The sequence below is a fragment of the Noviherbaspirillum sp. genome (genome assembly GCF_035627455.1).
Taxonomy (GTDB): domain Bacteria; phylum Pseudomonadota; class Gammaproteobacteria; order Burkholderiales; family Burkholderiaceae_D; genus Noviherbaspirillum.
Genome location: NZ_DASPLS010000070.1, coordinates 1 through 26,613 on the forward strand (window position 1 = coordinate 1; position 26,613 = coordinate 26,613).

The 26,613-nt window shown below is 65.1% G+C and carries 21 protein-coding genes; 11 read left to right on the forward strand and 10 right to left on the reverse strand.

Annotated elements, in window-relative coordinates:
* From VEC01_RS13460 to argH, 3 genes are all read right to left on the reverse strand, one after another.
* Window positions 1-1,125, reverse strand: a 1,125-nt coding sequence (locus VEC01_RS13460; RefSeq protein WP_324901406.1) for a TRAP transporter large permease, incomplete at its 3' end; no start/stop codon positions are given.
* 18 nt (window positions 1,126-1,143) lie between these two features.
* Entirely contained in the window at window positions 1,144-1,728 is a 585-nt protein-coding gene (locus tag VEC01_RS13465; RefSeq protein ID WP_324901407.1) for a TRAP transporter small permease subunit, read from the reverse strand.
* Window positions 1,729-2,169: 441 nt separating this feature from the next.
* Window positions 2,170-3,564 (reverse strand): argininosuccinate lyase, encoded by a 1,395-nt coding sequence (gene argH, locus VEC01_RS13470; protein WP_324901408.1) that lies wholly within the window; start codon window positions 3,562-3,564, stop codon window positions 2,170-2,172.
* A gap of 38 nt (window positions 3,565-3,602) precedes the next feature.
* Here argH and VEC01_RS13475 point away from each other — a divergent pair, with 38 nt between their 5' ends.
* Both VEC01_RS13475 and VEC01_RS13480 read left to right on the forward strand, forming a co-directional pair.
* Complete coding sequence (locus VEC01_RS13475) at window positions 3,603-4,664, forward strand: sensor histidine kinase (protein ID WP_324901409.1); 1,062 nt, start codon at window positions 3,603-3,605, stop codon at window positions 4,662-4,664.
* Window positions 4,661-5,452 (forward strand): LytTR family DNA-binding domain-containing protein, encoded by a 792-nt coding sequence (locus VEC01_RS13480; protein ID WP_324901410.1) that lies wholly within the window; start codon window positions 4,661-4,663, stop codon window positions 5,450-5,452. The genes VEC01_RS13475 and VEC01_RS13480 overlap by 4 nt, the downstream gene beginning before the upstream one ends.
* A 10-nt stretch (window positions 5,453-5,462) precedes the next feature.
* Here the strand turns inward: VEC01_RS13480 and ppc are convergent, their stop codons facing one another.
* Entirely contained in the window at window positions 5,463-8,321 is a 2,859-nt protein-coding gene (gene ppc / locus VEC01_RS13485; protein WP_324901411.1) for a phosphoenolpyruvate carboxylase, read from the reverse strand.
* Between the two features lie 118 nt (window positions 8,322-8,439).
* On the opposite strand from ppc, the gene hemC reads away from it, so the two are divergent.
* The 5 genes from hemC (at window position 8,440) to ppa (ending at window position 13,293) form a co-directional block, all read left to right on the forward strand.
* Window positions 8,440-9,387 (forward strand): hydroxymethylbilane synthase, encoded by a 948-nt coding sequence (hemC, locus tag VEC01_RS13490; RefSeq protein WP_324901412.1) that lies wholly within the window; start codon window positions 8,440-8,442, stop codon window positions 9,385-9,387.
* Between the two features lie 76 nt (window positions 9,388-9,463).
* Entirely contained in the window at window positions 9,464-10,246 is a 783-nt protein-coding gene (locus VEC01_RS13495; RefSeq protein ID WP_324901413.1) for a uroporphyrinogen-III synthase, read from the forward strand.
* Window positions 10,243-11,397, forward strand: coding sequence for a uroporphyrinogen-III C-methyltransferase (locus tag VEC01_RS13500; RefSeq protein ID WP_324901414.1), 1,155 nt, complete (start codon window positions 10,243-10,245; stop codon window positions 11,395-11,397). Before VEC01_RS13495 ends, VEC01_RS13500 begins: the two co-directional genes overlap by 4 nt.
* Window positions 11,397-12,593, forward strand: a complete 1,197-nt coding sequence (locus VEC01_RS13505; RefSeq protein ID WP_324901415.1) for a heme biosynthesis protein HemY — start codon at window positions 11,397-11,399, stop codon at window positions 12,591-12,593. The genes VEC01_RS13500 and VEC01_RS13505 overlap by 1 nt, the downstream gene beginning before the upstream one ends.
* Window positions 12,594-12,753: 160 nt before the next feature.
* A complete protein-coding gene (gene ppa / locus VEC01_RS13510) occupies window positions 12,754-13,293 on the forward strand; it encodes an inorganic diphosphatase (RefSeq protein ID WP_324901416.1) in 540 nt (179 codons plus the stop codon).
* A 44-nt stretch (window positions 13,294-13,337) separates the two neighbouring features.
* Here ppa and VEC01_RS13515 read toward each other — a convergent pair whose 3' ends face one another.
* A complete protein-coding gene (locus VEC01_RS13515; protein ID WP_324901417.1) occupies window positions 13,338-14,216 on the reverse strand; it encodes an EamA family transporter in 879 nt (292 codons plus the stop codon).
* Between the two features lie 401 nt (window positions 14,217-14,617).
* Here VEC01_RS13515 and VEC01_RS13520 point away from each other — a divergent pair, with 401 nt between their 5' ends.
* On the forward strand, window positions 14,618-16,294 hold the full coding sequence (locus VEC01_RS13520; protein ID WP_324901418.1) for an HDOD domain-containing protein: 1,677 nt from the start codon (window positions 14,618-14,620) through the stop codon (window positions 16,292-16,294).
* Between the two features lie 120 nt (window positions 16,295-16,414).
* Here the strand turns inward: VEC01_RS13520 and VEC01_RS13525 are convergent, their stop codons facing one another.
* Together VEC01_RS13525 and VEC01_RS13530 are read right to left on the reverse strand one after the other, a co-directional pair.
* Window positions 16,415-17,470, reverse strand: coding sequence for a serine/threonine-protein kinase (locus tag VEC01_RS13525; RefSeq protein ID WP_324901419.1), 1,056 nt, complete (start codon window positions 17,468-17,470; stop codon window positions 16,415-16,417).
* Between the two features lie 99 nt (window positions 17,471-17,569).
* Complete coding sequence (locus tag VEC01_RS13530) at window positions 17,570-18,700, reverse strand: GNAT family N-acetyltransferase (RefSeq protein WP_324901420.1); 1,131 nt, start codon at window positions 18,698-18,700, stop codon at window positions 17,570-17,572.
* 183 nt (window positions 18,701-18,883) lie between these two features.
* Here VEC01_RS13530 and VEC01_RS13535 point away from each other — a divergent pair, with 183 nt between their 5' ends.
* The gene (locus tag VEC01_RS13535; RefSeq protein WP_324901421.1) at window positions 18,884-20,935 is read left to right on the forward strand and encodes an NAD(+) synthase; all 2,052 of its coding nucleotides are present in this window, start codon (window positions 18,884-18,886) and stop codon (window positions 20,933-20,935) included.
* Window positions 20,936-21,154: 219 nt separating this feature from the next.
* Window positions 21,155-21,493 (forward strand): P-II family nitrogen regulator, encoded by a 339-nt coding sequence (locus VEC01_RS13540; protein ID WP_324901422.1) that lies wholly within the window; start codon window positions 21,155-21,157, stop codon window positions 21,491-21,493.
* A gap of 50 nt (window positions 21,494-21,543) precedes the next feature.
* Here the strand turns inward: VEC01_RS13540 and VEC01_RS13545 are convergent, their stop codons facing one another.
* The 3 genes from VEC01_RS13545 to trxB all read right to left on the reverse strand — a co-directional run bounded on the left by VEC01_RS13545 (window position 21,544) and on the right by trxB (window position 24,031).
* A complete protein-coding gene (locus VEC01_RS13545) occupies window positions 21,544-22,146 on the reverse strand; it encodes a trimeric intracellular cation channel family protein (protein ID WP_324901423.1) in 603 nt (200 codons plus the stop codon).
* Between the two features lie 235 nt (window positions 22,147-22,381).
* Window positions 22,382-23,020, reverse strand: a complete 639-nt coding sequence (locus tag VEC01_RS13550) for a Smr/MutS family protein (protein ID WP_324901424.1) — start codon at window positions 23,018-23,020, stop codon at window positions 22,382-22,384.
* Window positions 23,021-23,074: 54 nt separating this feature from the next.
* A complete protein-coding gene (trxB, locus tag VEC01_RS13555) occupies window positions 23,075-24,031 on the reverse strand; it encodes a thioredoxin-disulfide reductase (protein WP_324901425.1) in 957 nt (318 codons plus the stop codon).
* A gap of 233 nt (window positions 24,032-24,264) precedes the next feature.
* On the opposite strand from trxB, the gene VEC01_RS13560 reads away from it, so the two are divergent.
* Window positions 24,265-26,601, forward strand: coding sequence for a DNA translocase FtsK (locus VEC01_RS13560; RefSeq protein ID WP_324901426.1), 2,337 nt, complete (start codon window positions 24,265-24,267; stop codon window positions 26,599-26,601).
* Window positions 26,602-26,613: the final 12 nt, after the last annotated feature.

The window sequence follows — 26,613 nt, forward strand, 5'->3', positions numbered from 1 at the left end:
GCCGAACACGGAAGAACCGATCAGGATGAACACCACGAAGCAGGACAGGCGGGTGGTGGAATCCATCGCCTGCTTCATCAGCGACCAGGACAGGCGGCGGTTCATCATCGCCAGCACCAGCGCGCCGAACGCGCCCATGCCGCCGCCTTCGGTCGGGGTTGCGATACCGACGAAGATGGTGCCGAGCACGAGGAAGATCAGCGCCAGCGGCGGGATCAGCACGAACACCACCTTCTCCGCCATGCGCGACAGCAGGCCGAGCTTGAGCTGGCGGTTGAACACTGCCAGAACGAACGAGCCGATGATCGCGAACGCAGCGGAATAGATGCCGACTTCGTCAGCGGCCGCATTCGGGTGGGTGGAGCCGTAGTATGCCGCGAAGCCGAAGGCGGCGGCGGTTGCCAGCGCGATCAGCACCAGCAGCGAAACAATGCCGCTATTGCCGTTCGGCTCGCGCAGGTTGCGCGCTTCCGGCGGCAATGCCGGCACCGAATGCGGCTTGAAGATGGACATCGCCAGCACATAACCGGCATACATCGCGGTCAACAGCAGGCCGGGCACGAATGCCGCCTTGTACATGTCGCCGACGGAGCGGCCGAGCTGGTCGGCCATCACGATCAGCACCAGCGACGGCGGGATGATCTGCGCCAAGGTGCCGGATGCGGCGATCACGCCGGACGCCAGCTTCTTGTCATAACCGTAACGCAGCATCACCGGCAGCGAGATCAGGCCCATCGAAATCACGGAAGCCGCGACCACGCCGGTGGTCGCCGCCAGCAGCGCGCCGACGAAGATCACCGCGTAAGCGACACCGCCGCGCACAGGGCCGAACAGCTGGCCGATGGTATCCAGCAAGTCTTCCGCCATCCCGGAGCGTTCCAGGATCAGGCCCATGAAGGTAAAGAACGGAATGGCCAGCAGCGTGTCGTTGGCCATGATGCCGAACACACGGTTCGGCAATGCCTGCAGCAGCTCCGGACGCAGCAGGCCGAGTTCGATGCCGAGCAGGCCGAAGAACAAGCCGTTCGCCGCCAGCGAGAACGCTACCGGGAAGCCCGATAGCAGGAATACCACCAGGGTGCCGAACATGATCGGCGCCATATTGGCGATGAGAAATTGCTCCATTGTTGCGTCTCCAGACGATCAGTTGAGTTTGTTCGCGGCTTTGATCGCCTCGATTTCTTCTTCCGGCGTGGTCGCATGCTTTTCAAACGCGCTTGCATCCACCTTGCCTTGCAGGTAGCCGATCCGCTTGATCAGTTCCGAGATGCCCTGCAGCGTCAGCAGCAGGAACCCGAGCGGGATCAGGGCTTTCGCCGGCCATACGATCAGGCCGCCGGCGTTGCTCGACACTTCCTGGCTCTGGAACGAGATCCAGGCATACGGGATCGCGTAGTACAGGATGATCAGGGTCATCGGCAGCAGGAAGGTAAGAAAGCCGAAGATGTCGATCCAGACCTGGGTGCGCTTGGAGAAGCGGCCGGCGACGACGTCGATGCGAACGTGCTCGTTGCGGCGCAGCGTATACGAGGTCGCGAGCAGGAAGATCGCGGAGAACAGATACCATTGGATCTCGAGCCAGGCATTGGAGCTGGTATGCAGCGCATACCGGACCAGCGCGTTACCGGTGCAGATCAGCACCGAGATCAGCAGGGCCCAGCTGACGCCGCTCCCTATTTTTTCATTGAGCGCGTCAATGAATCTCGACAACGAGAGTAGAAAAGACATGAGTCCGTCTCCATGAATGAAAAATTGTCTATGCCTGACCGCCTGGTTTTTATGTGCGGAGGATGTTTGCTTACCTAGGGCGGTTTTTTGATTCGGGGCAGTATATGTCAATTTATTGTGCAAGCGAACATTCCCCCCGGACAGGGAATATTCTTTTCATGCTGCGATGCAAAAGGGCGTGATTTTTTTCATCTTCAACCGGATTTGTACGGAGAAGTCTCTACGTAGAACTACGCAGTTGTGGGGTGTCTGCAACGAAGCAGGCAATGGAAGCGCGGGTGGAGTGCCGGGGATGGTGGCCGGAATACGCCGGTCGACGGCATCTGCCATCCATGCAAAAGCATACGCGCTTTCCGCGGATTTCGCTGGTCCGCGCGAGGATAACGGCGCAAAAAAAATGCCGCCGGCATGGGGCGCCGGCGGCCTGCATTGGTGACGCAATCAGCCGAGCTGCGCGCGCACGTGCGCGATCGCTGCCCGCACCTGCTCCGGCGCGGTGCCGCCGATGTGGTTGCGGGATGCGACCGAGCCTTCGAGGGTGAGAACCTGGAACACGTCCGCGTCGATCAGCGGGGAAAACGCGCGCATTTCATCGAGCGTCAGCTCGGTCAGGTCGCAGCCGCGCTGTTCGCAGGCGCGCACCGCGTGCGCAACCGCTTCGTGCGCGTCGCGGAAAGGCAGGCCCTTCTTGACCAGGTAGTCCGCCAAATCGGTGGCGGTCGCGTAGCCCTGCAGGGCTGCGGCGCGCATCGCTTCCGGCTTGACCGTGATGCCGCGCGCCATGTCGGCGAAAATCCGCAGCGTGTCGGTGACCGTGTCCACGGTGTCGAACAGCGGCTCCTTGTCTTCCTGGTTGTCCTTGTTGTACGCCAGCGGCTGGCCTTTCATCAGCGTGAGCAGGCCGATCAGGTGGCCGTTCACGCGTCCGGTCTTGCCGCGCGCCAGTTCCGGCACGTCGGGATTCTTTTTCTGCGGCATGATCGAGGAGCCGGTGCAGAAACGGTCGGCGATGTCGATGAAGCCCACGCGCGGGCTCATCCAGATCACCAGCTCTTCCGACATGCGCGAGATGTGCGTCATCACCAGCGCGGCGGCGGCGCAGAATTCGACCGCGAAGTCGCGGTCTGACACCGCGTCCAGCGAGTTGCGGCAGACATCCTCGAAGCCGAGCGTCCTGGCGACGCGCTCGCGGTCGATCGGGAAAGTGGTGCCGGCCAGCGCGGCGGCGCCCAGCGGCAGGCGGTTGACGCGCTTGCGGCAGTCGGCCATGCGCTCGGCGTCGCGGCCGAACATCTCGACGTAGGCCAGCATGTGATGGCCGAAGGTGATCGGCTGCGCCACCTGCATGTGGGTGAAGCCGGGTAGGATGGTGCCGGCGTGCTGTTCCGCCAGGTCGAGCAGCGCCAGGCGCAGCTCGCGCAGCAGGCCGGCGATGTCGTCGATCGCGGCGCGCAGGTAGAGGCGGATGTCGGTCGCCACCTGGTCGTTGCGGGAGCGGCCGGTATGCAGCCGCTTGCCGGCATCGCCGACCAGCTCGGTCAGGCGCTTTTCAATGTTCAGGTGAACGTCTTCCAGGTCGAGCAGCCACTCGAACTTGCCGGATGCGATCTCGGACCGGATCTGCGCCATGCCGCGCTGGATGTCGGCATGGTCCTGGGCGCTGATGATGCCCTGGTGGGCGAGCATTTCCGCATGCGCCAGCGAGCCCTGCATATCGGCGTCTGCCATGCGCTTGTCGAAGAAGACCGATGCAGTGTAACGTTTGACCAGATCGGAGACCGGTTCGGAAAAGCGGGCCGACCAGGCCTCGCTTTTTTTGGAGAGTTGTGCTGTCATAATTGAATCCCGTTGAATACGAGATTATATCCCGCCTCATGCCGCTTCCCGCCGCTTCCGTCACCGCCGCCGGCTCTGCCGAGCCCGTCATCCCGGACTGCTGCAACGTCGGTGTGGTATTTCGTACACTTGTCGCGGTCAATGCGCTCGCGCTGGCGGTCAAGCTGCTCCAGGCGCCCGGGTGGCGGCTCGGCCTGCTGGCCTTCGTCGAGGCGTCGATGCTGGTCGAACTGTCATGCCTGTGGTCGCTGTTCGCGCTGTGCGGCGTGCGCCGGCTGATCCGTCGCGTTGGCGCCGGCGTGCCGGCATGGGTGCAGCGTTCTGCCTGCGCGGCCATTCCCGCTGCCGTTACGGGCATCATTGTCCATTTGTTCACGGCAAGCGGCGTCGTGCCCGGTTCTGGCGCGATCACCGCCGGCGCCGGTGCGCTGGTCGCGGCATTGCTCGGCGTGCTGGCACAGCATTATTTCGAGCTGCGCACGCGCGCCTATTCGCCGGCGCTGGTCGAAGCGCGGCTGCAGGCGTTGCAGGCGCGGATCCGCCCGCACTTCCTGTTCAACAGCCTGAACGCGGCGCTGTCGCTGATCCGGACCGAGCCGCGCCGCGCCGAAACGGTGCTGGAAGACCTGGCGGACCTGTTCCGCGTGCTGATGAAGGACCCGCGCAACATGACCACGCTGGAGAGCGAGATCCGGCTTTGCGAGCAGTATCTGTCGATCGAAAAGGTGCGGCTGGGCGAGCGCCTGCAGGTGCGCTGGGAAATGGAGAGTATCGGCGACGAGGTGCTGCGCCGCGCGCGCGTGCCGGTGCTCCTGCTGCAGCCGCTGCTGGAGAACGCGGTGCGCTACGGCGTGGAGCCGGCGGTGGTGCCGGTGGAAGTGGTGGTGCGCGTGGCGCGCGCCGTCGACCGCATCGAGATCACCGTCGTCAATCCCTTCGCCGGCGACAAACCGGCGGTCGACGGCAACCACATGGCGCTCGATAATATCCGGGAGCGGCTGGCCTTGCTCTACGATGTCGAGGCGCAGCTGACGACCGCTGAACGGCCCGGCCAGTTCGAAGTCCGGATACGTTTTCCTTACGTCAGGGAGGGCGCATGATGCAACGCCTGTTCATCGTCGACGACGAAGCGCCGGCGCGCGCACGCCTGAAGACACTGTTGTCCGACATCGCAACGGAGTTCCCGCACGAGCTGGCCGGCGAGGCGGACGGTGCGCAGGCGGCGCTCGATGGCATCGCCGCGGCGCGGCCGGACATCGTGCTGCTCGACGTGCAGATGCCCGGCATGACCGGCATCGAGCTTGCCGCGCAACTGATGCGGGACGCCGCTCCGCCGGCGGTGATCTTCATTACCGCCTTCGACGAATATGCGATCAAGGCATTCGAGGTGCACGCGCTGGACTACCTGCTGAAGCCGGTGCGCGCGGAACGGCTGGCGGAAGCCCTGCGCCGCGCCGCCAGCCTGCGCGCACAGGCGTCCCCGCAGCCGGCGGCGATCGCCGGGGCGACGAAAGCCTTGCATCCGGCGCGGCGCAACTTCTCGGTGCAGGAGCGCGGCCGGGTGCTGCTGGTGCCGGTGCGCGACGTGATCTACCTGAAGGCGGAACTGAAGTACGTCACCTTGCGCACGCATACCCGGGATTACCTGATCGAGGAATCGCTGACCTCGATCGAGGAAGAGCTGGGCGAGGTGTTCGTCCGCGTGCATCGCAGCGCGCTGGTGGCGCGCGAAGCCATCATCGGCGTTGAGCGCGCCCACCACGGCGCCGACGGCGACGGCGACGCGGACCGGGGACAGGAGGCGTGGCAGGTGATCCTGCGCGACGTCGACGAGCGCCTGCCGATCTCGCGGCGCCAGTGGCCGGTGGTGAAGGCGCTCGTCAGGTAGTCCCCGGCTGTCAGCCGGTATTGCGCAGGCCCGCGGCGATGCCGTTGATCGACAGGTGGATGCCGCGCCTCACCCGTTCATCCAGCGTGCGTCCTTCCGCCGTCGCGCCGCGGTGGCGCTTGATCAGCTCCACCTGCAGGTGGTTGAGCGGATCGAGATAGGCGAAGCGGTTCTTGATCGAGCGCGCCAGGAGCGGGTTCGCGGCCAGCCTTTCCTTCGCGCCAGTAATCGCGGCCAGGCTTGCGGCAGTGCGCTCGTGCTCTTCCAGAATGCGCTTGAAGATGGCGTTGCGCAGCTTCCTGTCGGCGACCAGCTCGGCGTAGCGCGATGCGACCGCCAGATCGGTCTTCGCCAGTACCATGTCCATGTTCGACAGCAGGGTGGCGAAGAACGGCCATTCCCGGAACATCGCGCGCAGGGTCGCGACGCGGCGCTTGTAGTCCGCTGCGCCGTCGTTCTCGTGCAGCCAGGACGAGACTGCGCTGCCGAAGCCGTACCAGCCGGGCAGCAGCAGGCGGCACTGGCCCCAGGAGAAACCCCAGGGAATCGCGCGCAAGTCCTCGATGCGGCGGCTGGCCTTGCGCGAGGCCGGGCGCGACCCGATGTTCAGTTCCGCGATTTCCGCGATCGGCGTGGCGGCGAAGAAATAGTCGGTAAAGCCGGGCGTCTCGTAGACGAGGTTGCGGTAACTGCGGTACGCGCGCTCGGACAATTCCTCCATCACGCCCTCGAACTCGGCCAGCTGTTTCGCGCGCCGGCCCTGGGCCGCGTTCGGCGCCAGGCTTGCCTCCAGGGTGGCGGCAACCAGCAGCTCGAGGTTGCGGCGGCCGATTTCCGGATTTGAAAATTTCGACGCGATGATCTCGCCCTGCTCGGTCAGCCGGATCTGGCCGTTCACGGTGCCCGCCGGCTGCGCAAGGATGGCGTCGTAGCTCGGCCCGCCCCCGCGCCCGACCGTCCCGCCGCGGCCATGGAACAGGCGCAGTTTGACGCCGGCGCGGTCGAACAGGTCGACCAGCCCCAGTTCCGCCTTGTACAGTTCCCAGTTGGAGGTCAGGAAGCCGCCATCCTTGTTGGAGTCGGAATAGCCGAGCATGACTTCCTGCATCTCTCCCTGCTGGGAGATCAGCCGGCGCACCAGCGGCAGCGCCATGAAGCTTTCCATGATGCCGGCCGCGCAGCGCAGGTCGGGGATGGTTTCGAACAGCGGAATCACCATCAGCTCCATGCGCGCGCCGCCGCTCTCGCCGTCCTTGTTCCATGCCATGTGCAGCAGGCCGGTTTCCTTCTGCAGCAGCAGCACTTCGAGCAGGTCGGACACCGTTTCGGTGTGGGAGATGATGTAGTTGCGTATCGCGCGTTCGCCATAGCGCCGGCGGATGTCGCGCGCGGTGCGCAGGATGGTCAGTTCGGATTCGGTCTGCTCCGAGTACGCCAGATACGGCGAATACAGCAGGCGCGGCTTGCCAAGTTCGTCGAGCAGCAGCGCAACCTTGTCTTCCTCGGACAAGGCGGCATAGTCCTGCTGCACTTGGGCACTGGCGAACAGTTCCGCCAGCACGCGTTCATGCACGTCGGAGCTCTGGCGCATGTCCAGCGTGGCGAGGTGAAAACCGAAGATTTCCGAGGCGCGCCTGAGCGTGGCGAGGCGCGGGTTGATCAACGGCGCGCCATGGTGGCTGCGCAGCGAATCGACCAGCACCTGCAGGTCGCGCGTGAATTCCGCGGCGTCGGTGTAGGGCGCCGCGGCGCCGACTTCCTGGCGCAGCACGTGGGCCGCGCCGAGGGTGCGCGCGGTGGCCGCGAGGCGCGCGTAGAGGCCGATCAGCGCGCGCCGGTAGGGCTCGTCGGAGCGATGCTCGGACTGGTCGGGCGACGCGTCGGCCAGCGCCTGCAGTTCCGGGCTGACGCCCACCAGCAGCGTCGAGATCGACAGCTCGGCGCCCAGCGCGTGCACTTCATCGAGATAGAAATCGAAGATCGCGGTCGACTGCCGCGTCAGCGCATGCTGCATCGTGCCGGCATTGACGTTGGGATTGCCGTCGCGGTCGCCGCCGATCCAGCTGCCCATCTGCAGGAAGGGCGGCAGCTCGCGTTCCGACGCGGCGTGGCGTTGCGGGAACTGGGCGGCGATCTCATGCTCGATGTCTTCGTACAGCCCGGGCAGTTCGCGCAGGAAGGTAATGCGGTAGTAGGAAAGCGCATTCTCGATTTCGTCCGCCACGGTCAGCTTGGTGTAGCGCAGCATGCGGGTCTGCCACAAGGTCGCGACGCAGGCATGCAGCAGCTCCGTGTTGCGCAGCAGTTCCCTGGGCGTGAGCGGATGGTCGCGCTCGGCCAGCAGCCGCGCGATCTCGCGTTCGGCGTCGAGGATGCTCTTGCGCTGCACCTCGGTCGGATGCGCGGTCAGCACCGGCGAAATCAGCGCGCCCTTGAAGAAGCTGCGTACCGAGGCGCCGGAGACGCCGGCGTCGTCGAGGCGCGACAGTGCGCAGGCGACGCTGCCCGGCTGCGGTGCGGAACCGGCGAGCATGTGCGCGCGCCGGCGGCGATTGTGGTGCTGGTCTTCGGCGATATTGGCCAGGTGGGAGAAATATGAAAATGCGCGCACCACGGAAATCGTCTGGTCGCGCGTGAGTTTCTTCAGGAGCCGGTTCAGTTCCGTGCCGGACTGCGCGTCCGACTCGCGGCGGAAACGCACCGCGGTCTGGCGGATCGTTTCGACCACATGGAATACCGCTTCGCCTTCCTGCTCGCGCAGCACGTTGCCGAGCAGCCGGCCGAGCAGGCGGATGTCTTCCTTCAGCGGGGCGTCCTTGTCCGTGGGCTGCCGTGCGGGAGCAGCGGATGGGTTTGCTTGTTTTGCCATGTTGAATGCTTGCAATCGGTATGGGAAAAGTGGCCTGAAGGCACGGTCGCGGGGTGCGCGCATGATAAAATCGCGGCTCTGCGTTCCTCGCTTCAACGAACCCTCGAAAGTGCCCGTCGTGAAAGTAACTCCTCCAGCAAAACTCGTGATCGCATCGCGAGAAAGCCGCCTTGCCATGTGGCAGGCAGAGCATGTCCGCGCAAGGTTGTCTGCATTATATCCGCAGTGCAGTATCGAAATTCTGGGCATGACCACCAAAGGCGACCAGATCCTCGACCGTACCCTGTCCAAGGTCGGCGGCAAGGGGCTGTTCGTCAAGGAACTCGAAGTCGCGATGGAAGAACGCCGCGCCGACCTCGCGGTGCATTCGCTCAAGGATGTGCCGATGGAGCTGCCGCAGGGCTTTGCGCTGGCGGCCGTGCTCGAGCGCGAGGATCCGCGCGACGCCTTCGTGTCGAACGACTATGCGTCGCTCGATGCGCTGCCCGCCGGCGCCGTCGTCGGGACCAGCAGCCTGCGCCGCCAGGCCTTGATCGCCGCGCGCTATCCGCAGCTGGTGATCCGCCCGCTGCGCGGCAATCTCGACACCCGGCTCGGCAAGCTCGACCGCGGCGAATATGCGGCGATCATTCTCGCCGCCGCCGGCCTGAAGCGGCTTGGCATGCCCGAGCGCATCCGCTCGCTGATCGAACCGGAACAAAGCCTGCCCGCTCCCGGGCAGGGCGCAATGGCGATCGAAATCCTCGACGGCCGCGACGACCTGACGCAGCTGCTGGCGCCGCTCAATCATGAAGCGACGGCGCAGGCGGTGAGCGCCGAGCGCACCGTGTCGCGCGTCTTCGGCGGCAGCTGCCAGATTCCGCTGGCGGCATTCGCGACTGTCGATGGCGGCGACATGCGCCTGCGCGCGATGGTTGCCACGCCCGACGGCAAGCGGATCGCGACCGCGGACGCTTCCGGTGCCGCGAACGCGCCCGAAGCGCTCGGCCGGCAGATCGCCGCGGCGCTGCAAGGGCAGGGCGCGGACGACATCCTTGCCGTCTGCAAGGCGATGGACGCGGGCTGACCAGGGCGACGCGTCTCCATTCCACCTCACCGACGGATTCCGTCCCGCCTTGGGCGGGGCGGACCCGGATCACACGATGACCGACCCGCGCACCCGTCCCGTAGTCATCACCCGCCCGCTGGCGCAGGCCGCGCCGCTCGCGCAGAAATTCGCAGCGGCCGGCCGCCATGCCGAGGTGTTCCCTCTGCTGGACATCCAGCCCCTGCCGGACCAGTCGGCGCTGCACGCGGCGCTGCGCGATATTCGCCGCTATGCGATGGTGGCGTTCGTCAGCCCGAATGCGATCGACGCCGCGTTCGCGCACCTGCAGGACTGGCCGCGGGAAGTCGCGCTTGCGGTGGTCGGCGAAGGCAGCAAGGCCGCGCTGGCGCGGCATGGCGTGACGCCGCAGAACGCAACCATCTTCAGCCCGCTCGATCCGCAACGCACCGATTCCCAGACGCTGCTGGAAGCGCTCGACCTCGATGCCCTGCGCGGCAGGCGGGTGATGATCATTCGCGGCGAGACCGGGCGCGAGCTGCTGGCCGACGCGCTGCGCGAGCAGGGTGTCGAGGTGGAGCAGGTCGCCGCCTACCGGCGCAGCGCCCCGGCACTCGACGACGCCGGCGCGCGGCGCCTGCTCGCGCTGCTCGAGGCCGGTGCCGACTGGATCATCACCAGCTCGGAAGCCTTGCGCTACCTGCTGCAGATGGTGCGCGATGCGTCCGGCGATGCTGGCGTGGCTAAAATGCAACAGCAGCACATCGTGGTTCCGCATGTGCGCATCGCGGAAACCGCGCAAACACTGGGCTTTGTCCAAGTCACACAGACCGGTTCAGGGGACGAACCCTTATTGGCCGCGTTACAATTTCGAGCATGAACGAATTGCCATCTTCTTCCGACGCCCATCAGCCCGCGCAGCCGGGCCAGACGCCTGCCCAGGCGCCTGCCGCCGCCGCTTTTCAAAATGACAATCCGGCACGCCTGCGGCAGATGAACAGGGTCATGCTGGCAGGCCTCGGGGTGCTGGCGCTGCTCCTGGGCGCGCAATGGTGGAACTCCGAACGCGAGATCGGCCAGCTGCGCGAAGAGATGGCGCAGCGGCTGCGCAGCGGCGAAACGGTCACCACCGAGACCAAGGTGATGGTCAAGTCGGTGCAGGACGCGATGAAGGAAATGCAGGCCAAGGTCAATGTCCTGGAAAACAAGCAGGTCGAAGCGCAGAGCCAGCAGCTCGCGCTCGAACATCTCTACCAGGAGCTGTCGCGCAACCGGGACGATTGGGCGCTCGCCGAAATCGAGCAGGTGTTGTCCACCGCCAGCCAGCAGCTGCAGCTTGCCGGCAATGTGCAGGGCGCGGTGATCGCGCTGCAGAATGCGGACAACCGTCTTTCCCGTTCGGACAAGCCGCAGTTCATCATCATCCGCCGCGCCATCGCCGCGGACCTGGAGCGCCTCAAGGCGCTGCCGGTGGTCGACCTGACCGGCATCGCGCTGCGCCTCGACAGCATCATCGGCCAGGTCGACAGCATGCCTCTGCTGGCCGACGAGAAGCCGGCGGTCGCTGCAAACCAGCCGCGCGCGCCGCGCCGCGCTGCCAGGAATGCAGAAGCCCGGCCGGCGGAAGGCAAGGCAAGCGCCTCCGGCGACTGGCTCGGCAACCTCGAGGAACTCTGGCACAGCTGGACCAGCGAGATGTGGGGCGAGATCCGGCAGCTGGTCCGCGTGCGCAATGTCGAGGTGTCGGATGCCTTGCTGCTGTCGCCGACGCAGGCTTACTACGCGCGGGAAAACCTCAAGCTGCGCCTGCTCAATGCGCGGCTGGCGCTGCTGACCCGCAACGAGTCCGCCTTCCGCAGCGACCTGGTCGCGGCGCAGGATGCGATCGCGAAGTATTTCGACACCCGCGCCAAGCAGACCCAGACGACCCAGGCGCTGCTGCGCCAGGTCCAGGCGAGCAACCTGTCGATCGAAATGCCGACGCTCGCTGAAAGTCTCAATGCCGTCCGCAATTACAAGGCGAAACCGTAATGCGGATCTTCCTGTCGCTCGTCATCCTGTTTGCCGCCGCCATCGGCCTGGCCGTCGGCGCCCGCTTCAACCCGGGCAATGTCGTCTTCTTCTATCCGCCTTACCGGGTCGACCTGTCGCTCAACCTGTTTATCGTGCTGACCGCACTGCTGTTCGTGGTGCTGTTCGCAATCCTTGGCGCGATCCGCCGCACGCAGCAGATGCCGCAGCGGGTGTCCGCCTACCGCCGCGACAAGCGTGACCGCGAAGGCAACCGTGCATTGCGCGATTCGCTCAAGGCGCTGTTCGAGGGACGCTTCGGCCATGCCGAGAAAGCGGCGGCCCGCGCGGCCGAGGTGCCGGACAACGGCGGTCTGGCGGCGCTGATCGCGGCGCGCGCCGCGCACCGCATGGGGCATCCGGAACGCCGCGACATGTGGCTTGCGAAAGTCCGCGACGACCCGGCTTTAAAGACTGCGCGCCTGATGACGGCGATCGAACTGTCGATCGACGGCCATGAGCCGGACCTCGCGCTGGAATCGCTGAACGAGCTCAATTCCAGCGGCCAGCGCCACATCCATGCACTGCGGCTCGCGCTGAAGGCCAACCAGCGCGCGAAGAACTGGCCGGAAGTCCTGCGCCTCGTGCGCATGCTCGACAAGCGCAACGCGGTCCATCCGGCCCTGTCGCGCCGGCTGCGCGAGCTGGCCTACGACGACCTGTTGTCGAGCAGCGCGCATGACGCGGAAGCGCTGCGCGGTGTGCTGGCAACCATTCCCGCCGAAGACCGGGTGCGGCCCTGGGTCGCGGTGCGCGCGGCGCGGGCATTCAATGCCAGGGGGCTGCATGACGAAGCGCGCGCGGTGATCGAAAAGGCGCTGGCGGTGGAATGGGACGAGCGCCTGGTGCTCGCGTACGGCGACTCCGGCGGAGCCGCGGGTTCGCCGGAACTGCTGGCGCAGATCGAACGCTGCGAGGAGTGGGCGCGCGCGCACCCGGGCGACGCCGAACTTGCGCTCACGCTCGGCAAGCTGTGCCTGCGGCAAAAGCTGTGGGGCAAGGCGCAACGCCACCTGGAACAGGCGCTGTCGCATGCAAGCGAAGCCGAAACCGTGCGCGAGGCGCACCTGAAACTCGCGCAACTGCACGAGGCGCTGCAACATGCCGACGAAGCGGCCGCCCATTACCGACAGTGCGCGCTGGCGACCCTCCTGTAAGCGTCAGCAGGCGCTTCTACCACCGCATCCTGACGCACGCCTGACGCAGCGCAAAGGCGTGTGCACATTCGTATCGTTTCTTGTTGCGACGCACGAGCGCCGAATGAAAGCCGTTATAATTTCGTGTTTTCGAAATTTCCATTCTTACTGAGAGAGCAACATGAGTCTGAGTAACGTTCCCGCCGGCCGCAATGTTCCGGACGATTTCAACGTCATCATTGAAATCCCGATGAATGCCGATCCGATCAAGTACGAGGTCGACAAGGAAACCGGCGCGATTTTCGTCGATCGCTTCATGGGCACGGCGATGCACTATCCCTGCAACTACGGCTACATTCCCAATACCATTTCCGACGACGGCGACCCGGTCGACGTGCTGGTGGTCACGCCGTTCCCGCTGATTCCCGGCGTCGTCGTGCGTTGCCGCCCGATCGGCTTGCTGAAGATGAAGGACGAGGCCGGCGGCGATGCGAAGCTGCTCGCGGTCCCGGTCGACAAGGTGCTGCCGATCTACAAGCACTGGCAGAAGCCGGAAGACATGAACGAACTGCGCCTGCAGCAGATCCAGCACTTCTTCGAGCACTACAAGGACCTGGAGCCGGGCAAGTGGGTGAAGGTCGAAGGCTGGTTCGGTCCGGAAGAAGCAAAGCAGGAAATCCTTTCAGGCATTGCTGCCTACGATCGCGAGCACAGCAAGTAAGCTGGCCGCCGCAGGAAGAAAAAGCGCACCGTGGTGCGCTTTTTTTATTTAACGGCCGAGGGCGTGCGTGCCAGGCCGCCGAACTGGTTCAGCGCCAGCCCAGCGAGCACCAGCAGGCCGGCGGCAAGCTTCCACCATTGCAGCGGCTCGCCCAGTACCAATGCGGCGCTGAGCATGCCGACAACCGGTACAAGCAGCGTGAACGGCGCCACAGTGGCCGCTGGATATTTGCGCATCAGCATGGACCAGATGCCGAACCCGAGGATGGTGGTCGGCCAGGCCTGGAACAGCACTGCGCCGGCCGAGATCCGGTTTACCTGTGAAAGCGCCGCGACAATCGCCGCCGGCCCTTCCAGTGCGAAGGATGCCAGCAGCAGCGGCGGCGCGGCCAGCAGCGAGCCCCAGACGACGAGGGCCAGCGCGTCCACCTTGCCGATGCGCTTGGTGAAGATGTTCCCCACGCCCCAGCTGAGGCCGGCGGCGATCACCATCAGGAAGCCCGCGAAGGTGGCGGGCGTATCGAGATGCATCGCCACCAGCACCATGCCGGAAAACGCGATCAGCGACCCGACGATCTGCGCCGCCCGCGGCCGTTCGCCAAGCACCACGACCGCCAAGCCGATGGTGAAGAAGGCTTGCAGCTGGATCACCAGCGACGCCAGGCCCGGCGGCAAGCCGAGCTGCATGCCGGAAAACAGCAAAGTGAACTGCAGCGCGAACTGGAATGCGGCGTAGCCTGCGAGCAGCCGCCACGGCACCGCCGGCCGGCGCAGGAAGAACGCCATCGGCAGCGCGGCGAACACAAAGCGCAGCGCGGTGAACAGGATCGGCGGCAGGCCCTGCAGGCCGAGCTTGATGACCACGAAATTGAATCCCCAGACGAGGACGACTACGAGCGCGAGCAGGATATCGGCGGGCTTCATGGCGGCGGGCAGTTGGGAGGCGTTGCATTCGATTTTATTGTTTCTGCGTGTTGATTTAAGCAGATTTTGGAAAAGGCAATTTTCGAACGGAAAAAACAGGTGGACTGATGATCGAGGCCGACCCCGCGGAAAAGCGGCTGGTGCGGTTGCTGCCGGGCTGCCAGGAGCGGCCGCAGCGGGCTTTACGGGATCCACTTGCCGAATCGTCATCCTGCAGCCCACGTGAGGCTGTTCCTGGACGCGGTGGAGCAGGGCATGGGCAGCGCTTGAGCGCTCAATATCCGGCCCTGCCTGCCGATATAGTCACGAATACGGATACGACTGCGGACGCGTCATCGACAAGTCCGACCCGATGCGTCATCATGCAGTGACGCGAGCGCATCATTCAGGAGCATGCAGAAGTGGTTCTTCAAAATACAGGGACGGCCAGGCCCGAAGTCGATTTTTGGGATGGCAACGACAAGCCCAACTCCGCGCGCGACAGCCTGCTGCAGAAGATAGGCGCGGCAGCCGATTTGCCGGCGCTGGGAAGTTCGGTTTCCCGTGTCGTGCAAATGACGTCGTCGAATGACGAGGCGGTGCGCAACCTGGCACATTTCATCCTGTCCGACGTCGCCCTGACGCAGAAGATCCTGCGCATTTCCAACACCGTTACCTATCGGACCGCCGCCGGCACGCCGGTGACGACGATCTCGAAAGCGATTTTCCTGCTTGGCTTCGACACCGTGAAGACGGCGGCGCTGGCGATGCTGCTGGTCGACCGCATGTCGAGCAGGAACGCGAAAAGCGTACGCAATGAACTCAGCCACGCGCTGTGCGCCAGCATCGTCGGGCGGGAGATCGCGCGGCGCAGCCATTTCAAGGATGCGGAAGAGGCGGCCGTCGCCTCGCTGTTCAAGAATATCGGCCGGCTGCTGGTGGCCGCCTACGACCATACGCTGTATGACGATGTGGCGAAGCTGGTCGACGCCGGCACCCACACCCCGGTCCAGGCATCGATGCAGGTGCTCGGCTGCACTTTCGAGGCACTGGCCGAAGCGGTACTGCGCGAATGGAACATCCCCGACAGCATCGTGCAGGCGCTGAACCCGCCGCCGCCGGGCGTTCTGAAGCCGGCGAAGGGCAGGCAGGAATGGCTGCAGCAGGTGGCCGCCTTCAGTTCCGCCGCTGCCCGCCTGATTCCGAACATGAATGCGCCCGGCCAGGAAGCGGCGAACCGCGCGGTGCTGACGCGCTTTGGCGCGGCGCTCGGCCTCGACCAGGCCAAGCTCAGCCACCTGTTCGCAGGCGTAGCGCAGGAAACGCGCGTCCTGGCCAGCAATGCGGAGCTCGCGCTGCAGGCGGACGAGCACGAACATGCGGCGCAGGAGACGGCCGCGCCGGATGCGACGGCAGGCGTGGCTGCCGGCCAGGCCGGCCCTGCGGCCGCGGCTCCGGCGGCTGCATCCGCTGCGCAAAAGCCCGATCTCGAATCGGGCCTGCCGACCGAATTGCTGCTGGACCTGGTGGAAGAGGCGCTGCCGCTCCAGATCTACGAGCGCCATGCGAGCGGCAAGCCGATGAATGCGCGCGACCTGCTGCTGGCAGGCGTGCAGGACGTGACCCAGATGATGGCGTCGGGCCGCTGCAAGGTGAACGATCTGATGCTGCTGGTGCTGGAGACGCTCTACAACAGCCTCGGCTTCCGCTTTGCTACCGTGTGCCTGAAAGACATTCATGCGCACCAGTACCGCGCGCGCATCGCGATGGGCGAAAACAACGAGGAGCGCCAGGCCGGTTTCGTGTTCCCCATCGCCACCGCGCGCGACCTGTTCCACCTTGCGCTGGAAAACGATGCCGACCTCATGATTTCCGACGCGACGGTACCCAAGATCCGCGACCTGCTGCCCGGATGGCACCGCACGCTGCTGCCCGATGCGCGCAGTTTCATCGTCCTGCCGCTGGTGGTGCAGAAGAAGCAGCTCGGCCTGTTCTACGCCGATCGCGTGTCGGCCGCGCCGGAAGGCGTGCCGCCCGACGAAACCGCGCTGATCAAGACCCTGAAGGGACAGGTGCTGACCGCACTCAACGCGCGCTAGGCTGTGTCTGACAGGCTACTGCGCAAACCGGATTGACGCCTGCGTTGCCCTGCGTACCTCGCGTACGCGTGCGCTGCCCGACGCCAATCCGGCCCGCTCGCTACGCTTGTCAAACAGAGCCTAGCGCAGCACTGCCAATGCCGCAATGCCGGCCGCTGCCGCCAGCGACAGGCAGCTGATCCAGAACAGCGCGCCGCGCTCCTGCTGCACGGCCTGCGGATCATGCTGCTCCAGTGCCGGCACCGGGATCTTCATCCGCCGCCGCGCGCGGCGCTGGCGCACCAGGTAGCGCCTGATGTCGAGCGCCATCTTTTCCGCCGTCTCGTAGCGCTTTTCCGGGCGCTTGCTCATCGCCGTCATGACGATTTGCGACAGTGCCGGCGGAATTTTCGAATCGATCTCGTGCGGCGCCGCCGGCGCCTTGCAGGCGATCTGCTGCAGCAGCTTGTCCGCGCTGTCGGCGGTAAACGGTTTGCGGCCGGTCAGCATTTCGTACATGACCGCGCCGAGCGAATAGATATCGGTGCGCGCATCCACCGGCTTGCCGGACGCCTGTTCCGGCGACATGTAATTCGGCGTGCCGACCAGGCGGTTGCCGGTCACCAGCGTCACCGGTCCCTGCGGGTCGGCGCTCTTTTCGGGAATGCGGTTGGGCGAGCGCGCGATGCCGAAATCGACCAGCTTGGGCTGGTCGTCCCTGATCATGAAAATGTTCGCCGGCTTGACGTCGCGGTGGATGACGCCGCGCCGGTGCGCATGATCGAGCGCGTCGGCGATCTTCCATACGATGGCGGCCACTTCCTCCGGCAGGTAGCGGTGGCCGCCATCGAGCAGCTTGCTCAGCTCGCGCCCCTGCAGGTATTCCAGCGCGATCCACGGCATGCCGCCTTCCACCGACGCATCATAGACAGTCACGATATGCGGATGCGACAGCAGGCCGGCGGCACGCGCTTCGTTGATGAACTGCTGCTCATAGCGGTGGCGCTCGGCGGCGGTCAGCCGCGGATTGAAAGTCTTGATCGCGATGTCGCGCCCGATCACCGGATCGTGGCCGAGGTAGACGCAGCCGATGCTGCCCCGGCTCAGTTCGCGGCTGATGTAGAAGCGGCCGATGCGGGTCACTGCGGGAGCGGCGGCGGTGTCGGGAGTGTTGAGGGCGGGCGATGGCGCGGACATGATGGCGAGAGCATGCCGCGAAGCATCTGGTTTGGCAAGAAATTAGGCCGTTTTGGCAATCACTGTAACAAACGGGGGCGGTGATTATTGAACTTTCGGTTACTTGAACGGATTGCGCTCGTTGAGTTCATCGATATAGGCATCGATGCCGCCGGCCTCCTGCTGCAGGAAGCGTTCGATCGCGTCTGCGAAGGCGGGATGCGCGAGCCAGTGCGCCGACCAGGTTTTTTGCGGCAGGAAGCCGCGCGCCATCTTGTGTTCGCCCTGCGCACCACCCTCGAAACAGGCGATGCCCCTCGCGATGCAGAAGTCGAGCGGCTGGTAATACGCGGTCTCGAAATGCAGGCAGGGAATATCCTCGATCGCGCCCCAGTAGCGGCCGTACAGCGTGCGCTCGTCGTGCACCACGAAGGAACTCGCGACCGGCTTGCCGCGCCGCTCGGCGATGATCAGGCGCAGATGCTGCGGCATGGTCCGCGCGATGCGCAGGAAGAAGTCGAGGTTCAGATAGGGCGTCGAATAATGCGCGGCGTAGGTGCGGTCGTAGCAGCGCTTGAAGAAGCGCCAGTCGGCTTCGCTCGCCTCCGTTCCCGCCACCTGCCGGAAGGTGACGCCGGCTTCCTGCACCTTGCGCCGCTCGGCGCGGATGTTCTTGCGTTTCTTGCGATCGAGCGAGGACAGGAAATCATCGAAATCGCGATAGCCTTGGTTGAGCCAGTGGAACTGGACGCCGGAACGCAGCATGAAGCCGGATGTTTCGAGCAGCTCGGCCTGCGGCTGCGGCGGAAACAGGATGTGCGTCGACGACAATCCATTGCTCTCCTGCAGCGCGCAAAGCGCCTGGGCCAGATCCCGCGCCGCGGCGTTGCTGCGCGCGAGCAGGCGCGCGCCGGTGACCGGCGTAAACGGAATCGCCGACAGCAGCTTCGGGTAGTAGTCGAGGCCGTTGCGGCGATAGGCGTCGGCCCAGGCCCAGTCGAACACGTATTCCCCGTAGGAATGCGATTTCACATAAAGCGGCAATGCCGCTTCCAGCCGGTTTCCCTGCCATAAGGTCAGGTACTGCGGCTGCCAGCCGGTTTTCGCGCAGGCACTGCCGGACGCATGCAATGCGTCGAGAAAGGCGTAGGAAAGAAAGGGATTGCGCTCATCCTGGCTCCCTGCCAGTCCATCCCATGCCGTCTGGCCGATGTCGGAGAGAGCAGAGACGATTCGCGTGCGATAATTCACTATTGATATCAAACCACTGGCCTGGGGTGGCGCCGTTATTGCGCGCAGGAATTTTACGGGCCGGCGCCCCGGCGGGATCCGTTGCAGCGTCAGTCATTCTACGCAAAATCTGACCGGCGGGTCCGAAACGCCGTGCCGCAAGGCGTGTGCGCCAGGGGCGTGCCATTCTTCAGTAAGGTAACGATGAGCAAGCAATTCTTCAACATCTATTCGCATGCTTTCGCCCGCGTGGCCGTGGGCGTGCCCAAGTGCCGCGTCGCCGATCCCGTATTCAATGCGAAGGAAACCCTCGCCCTTGCTGAAGAGGCCGCGAGGAACGGCGCCGCGCTGATTGCCTTTCCCGAGCTCGGCCTGTCCGCCTATACGTGCGACGACCTGTTCCACCAGTCAGCCCTGCTCGACGCGAGCCTCGTGGCGCTCGAATCCATCGTCGCCGCCTCGGCGCGGCTTCCGATTGCGATGATCGTCGGCTTGCCGCTTCGCGTCGAGCACCGGCTTTTCAACTGCGCCGCAGTCGTGGCATCGGGGCGGGTGCAGGGCATCGTCCCGAAGAGTTATCTGCCAAACTACGGCGAATTCTACGAGGCCAGGCAGTTCAGCCCGGCCGACAGCGCAGCGGTTTCCGAGGTGGCGCTGTTCGGCCAGCGGGTGCCGTTCGGCCCATCCCTGCTGTTCGAGCTGGCGAACCTGCCGCTGTTCCGCTTCCATGTCGAGATCTGCGAAGACGTGTGGGTGCCGATTCCCCCGTCCACCTTCGCCGCGCTAGCCGGCGCCAGCGTGCTCGTGAACCTGTCGGCATCGAACATCGTGGTCGGCAAGTCGCGCTACCGGCATCAGCTGGTGGCGCAGCAATCCGCCCGCTGCCTGTCCGCGTACCTGTATTCTTCCGCCGGCAAGGGGGAATCGTCGACCGACATGGCGTGGGACGGGCAGGCGCTGATCTACGAGAATGGCGAGCTCCTGGCGGAGTCGGAGCGCTTCTCGGACGAATCGCACCTCATCTATGGCGACGTCGACCTGGAGCGGGTGTCGCGCGAGCGCATGCGCATGACGACTTTCGGCGACTCCGTGCGTCGCCACGGCGCCGAAGTGTCGAAATTCAGGACCGTCGCATTCCGGCTCGACCTGCCTGTCGAGAGCGAATTGCCGCTGAAAAGGAACATCGAGCGTTTTCCCTATGTCCCGTCCGATCCGCAGCGCCGCGACGAGCGCTGCAACGAGGTCTACAACATCCAGGTGCAGGCGCTGGCGCAGCGGCTGTCCGCGTCTGGCATGTCGAAAGTCGTCATCGGCGTGTCCGGCGGCCTCGATTCCACCCACGCGCTGCTGGTGTGCGCCAAGGCGATGGACCGCCTGAAGCTGCCGCGCACGAATATCCTCGGCGTGACGATGCCCGGCTTTGCGACCAGCGAGCGGACGCTGCTGCAGGCGCGCAAGCTGATGGAAGTCGTCGGCTGCGCCGCGATGGAAATCGACATCCGGCCGAGCTGCGAGCAGATGCTCAAGGATCTCGGCCACAGCTATGCGTCGGGCGAGGAAAACTACGACGTGACCTTCGAGAACGTGCAGGCAGGCGAGCGCACCAGCCATCTGTTCCGGCTGGCGAACCTGCACAACGGGATCGTGATCGGCACCGGCGACCTGAGCGAGCTGGCGCTGGGATGGTGCACCTACGGCGTGGGCGACCACATGTCGCATTACAGCGTCAATGCGAGCGTTCCGAAGACGCTGATCGCGCATCTGGTGCGCTGGGTCGCGGAAACCGGGCAGATCGGCGGCGCCGGCTCGGACGTGCTGCTCAGCGTGCTGGACACCGACATCAGCCCGGAGCTGGTGCCGGGCAAGTCCGGCCATGCACCGGAGCAGAAGACGGAGAGCGTGATCGGGCCGTACGAGCTGCAGGATTTCAACCTGTATTACACGCTGCGTTTCGGGTTCTCGCCGTCCAAGGTGGCGTTCCTGGCGTTGCACGCATGGCGCGACCGCAAGGCGGGGCGGTGGCCGGACGAGGCGCACGCGGTCAGGAATGAATATGGTCTTGCGGCAATCAAGCGCAACCTGGCCATCTTCCTGCGCCGCTTCTTCCAGACCAGCCAGTTCAAGCGCACCTGCATTCCGAACGCGCCCAAGGTGGGTTCCGGCGGATCGCTGTCGCCGCGCGGCGACTGGCGCGCGCCGAGCGATTCCGAGGCGGCGGTATGGATGAAGGAGCTCGACAATATCCCGGAACGATGACCGGGCAGGACAGGAAGATGCGCGGGCGGCGTCCGGCATTGCCGAGATCCCCGGCGCGGGTTATCGTAGCGAGGACGCGGGTCACGCCGCGCAATTGATTACAATAAAAGAGAATTGCGCCGAAAGGCGCCGACCGGCAGCCGCGCCGCGCCCTGGAGTGCGACTGGTGCGACGCCGGCGACTTCCCGCTTTCGCAAGCAATATGACTAAGGAGCTGTTATGAAGCTGGTTACTGCAATCATCAAACCGTTCAAGCTGGACGAAGTGCGTGAAGCGCTCGGCGAAATCGGCGTCACCGGTCTGACCGTGACGGAAGTGAAGGGCTTCGGCCGCCAGAAGGGCCACACGGAGCTGTATCGCGGCGCCGAGTACGTGGTTGATTTCCTGCCGAAGGTGAAGATCGAAGCGGTGATCGATGACAAGGTGGTCGAGCAGGCGGTCGATGCGATCATCAAGGCGGCGCGCACCGGCAAGATCGGCGACGGCAAGATCTTCGTGCGCGAAGTGGAACAGGTGATCCGCATCCGCACCGGCGAGACCGGGCCGGACGCAGTGTAAGACCGTATATCCTTGCTGCCGGGGCTGCGCGCGCCCGCGCCCGGCGGCTTCTACTCCAGGCGGATATCCTTCGCCCACGTCAGCAGCCTGAACACGGTGATTGCCAGCGCGCTCGACCAGAGCGAGAAATCGGCAGGCACGCCGGCCTGCTGCATCAGCAGGTACATCCAGCATCCCGCAAACGAACAGATCGCGTAGGGCTTGCCATCGCGCAGCACCATCGGAATCTCGTTGCACACGATATCGCGCAGCACCCCGCCGAATATGCCGGTGATCACGCCCATCATGGAGGCGATGAACAGCGGCATGCCCGCCGAGAGCGCTTCCGACACGCCGACAATCGAGAACAGGCCAAGGCCCAGCGCGTCGGCGGTGACGAGCAGCTTTGCCGACACGATCCGGCGCAGCGTGCGGATGGCCGGCACCGCGACCAGCGCCAGCAGGAAGATCAGGATCGCGTATTCCTGGTGGGTGACCCAGAACAGCGGCCGCTTGTCGAGCAGGATGTCGCGCAGCGTGCCTCCGCCGAAGGCGGTGATGAAGGCGACGGTGAAGATGCCGACCACATCCATTTTCTTGCTGCGCGCCTCGATGAAGCCGGAAAAGGCGCCGACGAGGATCGCGAGGATTTCGAGGATCTTGACCAGGGTCATGCGGTGGGGCAGGGAAGTGGTTTGCGGTGCATGATACTTGGGCGGGGGAGGAAAGCAAGGCGGAAACCGTTTGCCGCGGCGGGAATGCGGGCGCCGGCGGCCGCGTGCATCCCGATACCGCCCCCGATTGCCGATACCGCCACACTTGCAGGGGGAGGGCGCCGCTGCTTCACCATGGGCTCCCGCCTGCGCGGGAGCGATGGAGATCGTACGACGGCAGTCGACGCGAAGATCGCTATGCCCGCAACAACACCACCAGCGCTCCAGCGCCGCCTTCCGCCGCGCGCGCCTGGCAAAAGGCGATCACTTCCTCCTTCTGCACCAGCCAGCTGCGCACCTTGCTTTTCAGGACAGGCTCCTTGTTGACCGAGCCCAGCCCCTTGCCATGCACCACCCGCACGCAGCGCATGCCGCGCTTGACCGCGTTGCGCAGGAAGTCCGCCAGCGCCTCGCGCGCTTCCTCGCGCCGCATGCCGTGCAGGTCCAGCTGCGCCTGGATCACCCATTCGCCGCGCCGCAGCTTGCGCAGAATCTCCGGGCCGATGCCGGGGCGGGCGTAACTGAGTTCATGGTCGGTGTCGAGCAGGGTGTCGACATTGAATTCGTCGGACAGCGATTCCTCCAGCGCGGCCTGCTCGTCGGCCAGGCGCTGGTGCGGGATCGGGAGCGGCGGCGCCGGTTTCGACTCGGCCTTGTCGGGTGGGGCGATGGGCGTGACGTCGCCTATGCTGCGTCGAAAGAGCTCGGCGTCGCGCCGGCTTTCCTGCTCGCGCCGCAGGCGTTCCGCCTCCGCCGCCTTGCGCGCTTCTTCCTGCGCCTTGATTTCCGCGCGCAGCTTCTTCAAGCCGGAAAAGTCCTTGATGGAGCCAGACATGATGTGCTTCCTGTGCCGCGCGCGCCAGCGGCGCGCACGGGTTGCTGCGGTGGATCAGCCCTCGAGGCTTTCCAGGTAACGCTGGGCGTCGAGCGCGGCCATGCAGCCGGTACCGGCGCTGGTGACCGCCTGGCGGTACACATGATCCTGCACGTCGCCGGCGGCGAACACGCCCGGGACATTGGTCGCGGTAGCGAAACCTTCCGTGCCGCCCTTCGTCCTGATGTAACCGTTCTGCATCTCGAGCTGGCCGTCGAAGATGCCGGTGTTGGGCTTGTGGCCGATCGCGATGAACACGCCCTGCACCTCCAGCGGCGTCACCTTGCCGTCGACCGTCGATTTGATGTTGATGCCGGTGACGCCGCTGGCGTCGCCGGTCACTTCATCCAGCGTGTGGTCCCATTTCACCTCGATCTTGCCTTCCTCGACCTTGGCCATCAGGCGGTCGATCAGGATAGGTTCGGCGCGGAACTTGTTGCGGCGGTGGATCACCGTCACCTTGCTGGCGATGTTGGACAGGTAGAGCGCTTCCTCGACCGCGGTATTGCCGCCGCCGACCACGGCCACCGCCTGGTTCTTGTAGAAGAAGCCGTCGCAGGTGGCGCAGGCGGAAACGCCCTTGCCCATGAAGGCTTCTTCGGACGGCAGGCCGAGGTATTGCGCGGAGGCGCCGGTAGCGATGATCAACGCGTCGCAGGTGTATTCGCCGGAATCGCCGACCAGGCGGATCGGCTTTTCATTCAGCTTCGCGGTATGGATGTAGTCGAACACGATCTCGGTGTTGAAGCGCTCCGCATGCTGCAGCAGGCGCTGCATCAGCTCCGGGCCCTGCACGCCCATCGGGTCGCCGGGCCAGTTTTCGACGTCGGTGGTGGTCATCAGCTGACCGCCCTGCTCGACGCCGGTGATGAGTACGGGTTTCAGGTTGGCGCGCGCGGCATAGACGGCTGCGCTGTAGCCGGCCGGGCCGGAACCGAGAATCAGTACGTGGGCGTGTTTGATGGTTGCCATAGCAATAGATGGGGAGGTGAAGGAATTCTTGTCTGCAGGCGTCCAATGCCGCGTATATTTCCGTGCATATGTCGCCAAAAGGCACAAATTCAAGCGCATCCCGAGTATTTATTCAGGATTGCACCAGAAAAACTGGTTAAGATTATAGACGAAGCGGCCCCGCAAATCCGGGTGGCGACCGGAAATCGTCCCTCCCGCCGCGGCCCGGCACGCCCCCGAATTCCGCATGCATCATGACCAGAACAACGCAAGCCTATACCCGCAACACCACGCCGACGGACGCGCCGCAGCTGCCGAACCGCCTCGTGCGCCTGCTGTCCGAGGCGCGCTGGTTCGTGCTGACCATCGTTACCGTCTACCTGATTCTTGTCTTTCTGACATATTCGAAAACCGATCCGGGCTGGTCGCAGGCCGCCGTGGTGCCGCAGATTCATAACTGGGGCGGCCGCATCGGCGCCTGGTTCGCCGACCTGATGCTCTACATCTTCGGCTTTTCGGCCTGGTGGGGCTGCGTGTTCCTGCTGCGCTCGGTATGGGGCGGTTACCGCCGGCTGTCGCAGCGCTTCCTGTTCCAGACGGAGCCGGAGCCGGAACACCACCAGGAAGTCTGGATCCGTTCGGTCGGCTTCGTGCTGATGCTGATCGGCAGCGTCGCGATCGAATACCTGCGCATGTACACGCTCAAGGCGCAGCTGCCGCGGGCGCCGGGCGGCGTGCTCGGCGAACTGGTCGGCGGCGCCGCACAGAGCGCGTTCGGCTTCACCGGCGCGACGCTGTTCCTGCTGTTGATTTTCGGCGTCGGCTTTTCGCTGTTCTTCCATGTGTCCTGGCTGAACGTGGCTGAACGCGTCGGCGCGGCGATCGAGGGCATCGTCAACGGCGTGCGCAACCTGTATTCGGCGCGCGAGGACCGCAAGGTCGGCCAGGTGGCCGCGGTCAAGCGCGAGGAAGCGGTGGTTCAGGAGCGCGCCAAGATCGTCGAGGCGCAGCCGATCCGCATCGAGCCGCAGGTGGTCGCGGTGCCCAAGTCGGAGCGCGTGGAAAAGGAAAAGCAGACGTCGCTGTTTGCCGACCTGCCCGACACCAACCTGCCGCCGCTGTCGCTGCTGGACGAGGCGCCGGCGACGCAGGAGACGGTCAGCGTCGAAACCCTGGAGTTCACCAGCCGCCTGATCGAGAAGAAACTGTCCGACTTCGGCGTCGAGGCCAAGGTGGTGGCCGCCTATCCGGGCCCGGTGATCACCCGCTACGAGATCGAGCCGGCCACCGGCGTCAAGGGCAGCCAGATCGTGAACCTGGCGCGCGACCTCGCGCGTTCGCTGTCGCTGACCTCGATCCGCGTGGTCGAGACCATCCCGGGCAAGAACTACATGGGCCTGGAGCTGCCCAACCCGAAGCGCCAGATCGTGCGCCTGACGGAAATCCTCGGCTCCAAGGTCTACAACGACAGCCATGCCAGCCTCACCGTCGCGCTCGGCAAGGACATCGCCGGCAACCCGGTGGTGGCCGACCTCGCGAAGATGCCGCACCTGCTGGTCGCCGGCACCACCGGCTCGGGCAAGTCGGTCGGCATCAATGCGACCATCCTGTCGCTGCTGTACAAGTCCGATCCGCACAATGTGCGCATGATCCTGATCGACCCGAAGATGCTGGAAATGTCGGTGTACGAGGGCATCCCGCACCTGCTGGCGCCAGTGGTGACCGACATGCGCCAGGCCGGCAATGCGCTGAACTGGGCGGTGGCCGAGATGGAGCGCCGCTACAAGCTGATGTCCAAGCTCGGCGTGCGCAACCTGGCCGGCTACAACAACAAGATCGCCGATGCCGAGAAGCGGGAAGAAAAGATCCCGAATCCGTTCAGCCTGACGCCGGACGCGCCGGAACCGCTGGAGAAGCTGCCCAATATCGTGATCATCATCGACGAGCTGGCCGACCTGATGATGGTGGTCGGCAAGAAGATCGAGGAATTGATCGCCCGTATCGCGCAGAAGGCGCGCGCGGCCGGCATCCATCTGATCCTGGCTACCCAGCGCCCGTCGGTGGACGTGATCACCGGCCTGATCAAGGCCAACATCCCGACCCGCATCGCGTTCCAGGTCAGCAGCAAGATCGACTCGCGCACCATCCTTGACCAGATGGGCGCCGAGACCCTGCTCGGCATGGGCGACATGCTCTACATGCCGCCGGGGACCGGCCTGCCGATCCGCGTGCACGGCGCCTTCGTGTCGGATGATGAGGTCCACCGCGTGGTGCAGCACCTGAAGGCGCAGGGGGAACCGAATTACATCGAGGGAATCCTAGAAGGGGGCACGCTGGAAGAGGGCGGCGACGCTGCGCCGGGCGGCACGGGCGGCGGCGACGGCGAGGCCGATGCGATGTACGACCAGGCGGTCGCGGTTGTGCTCAAGCACCGCAGGGCATCGATCTCGCTGGTGCAGCGCCACCTGCGCATCGGCTACAATCGCGCAGCGCGCCTGCTGGAACAGATGGAGCAGAGCGGCCTCGTTTCTTCAATGCAATCCAACGGCAACCGCGAGATCCTCGTGCCAGCCGGGAACAACTCGGAATAGGAATAGACTTGA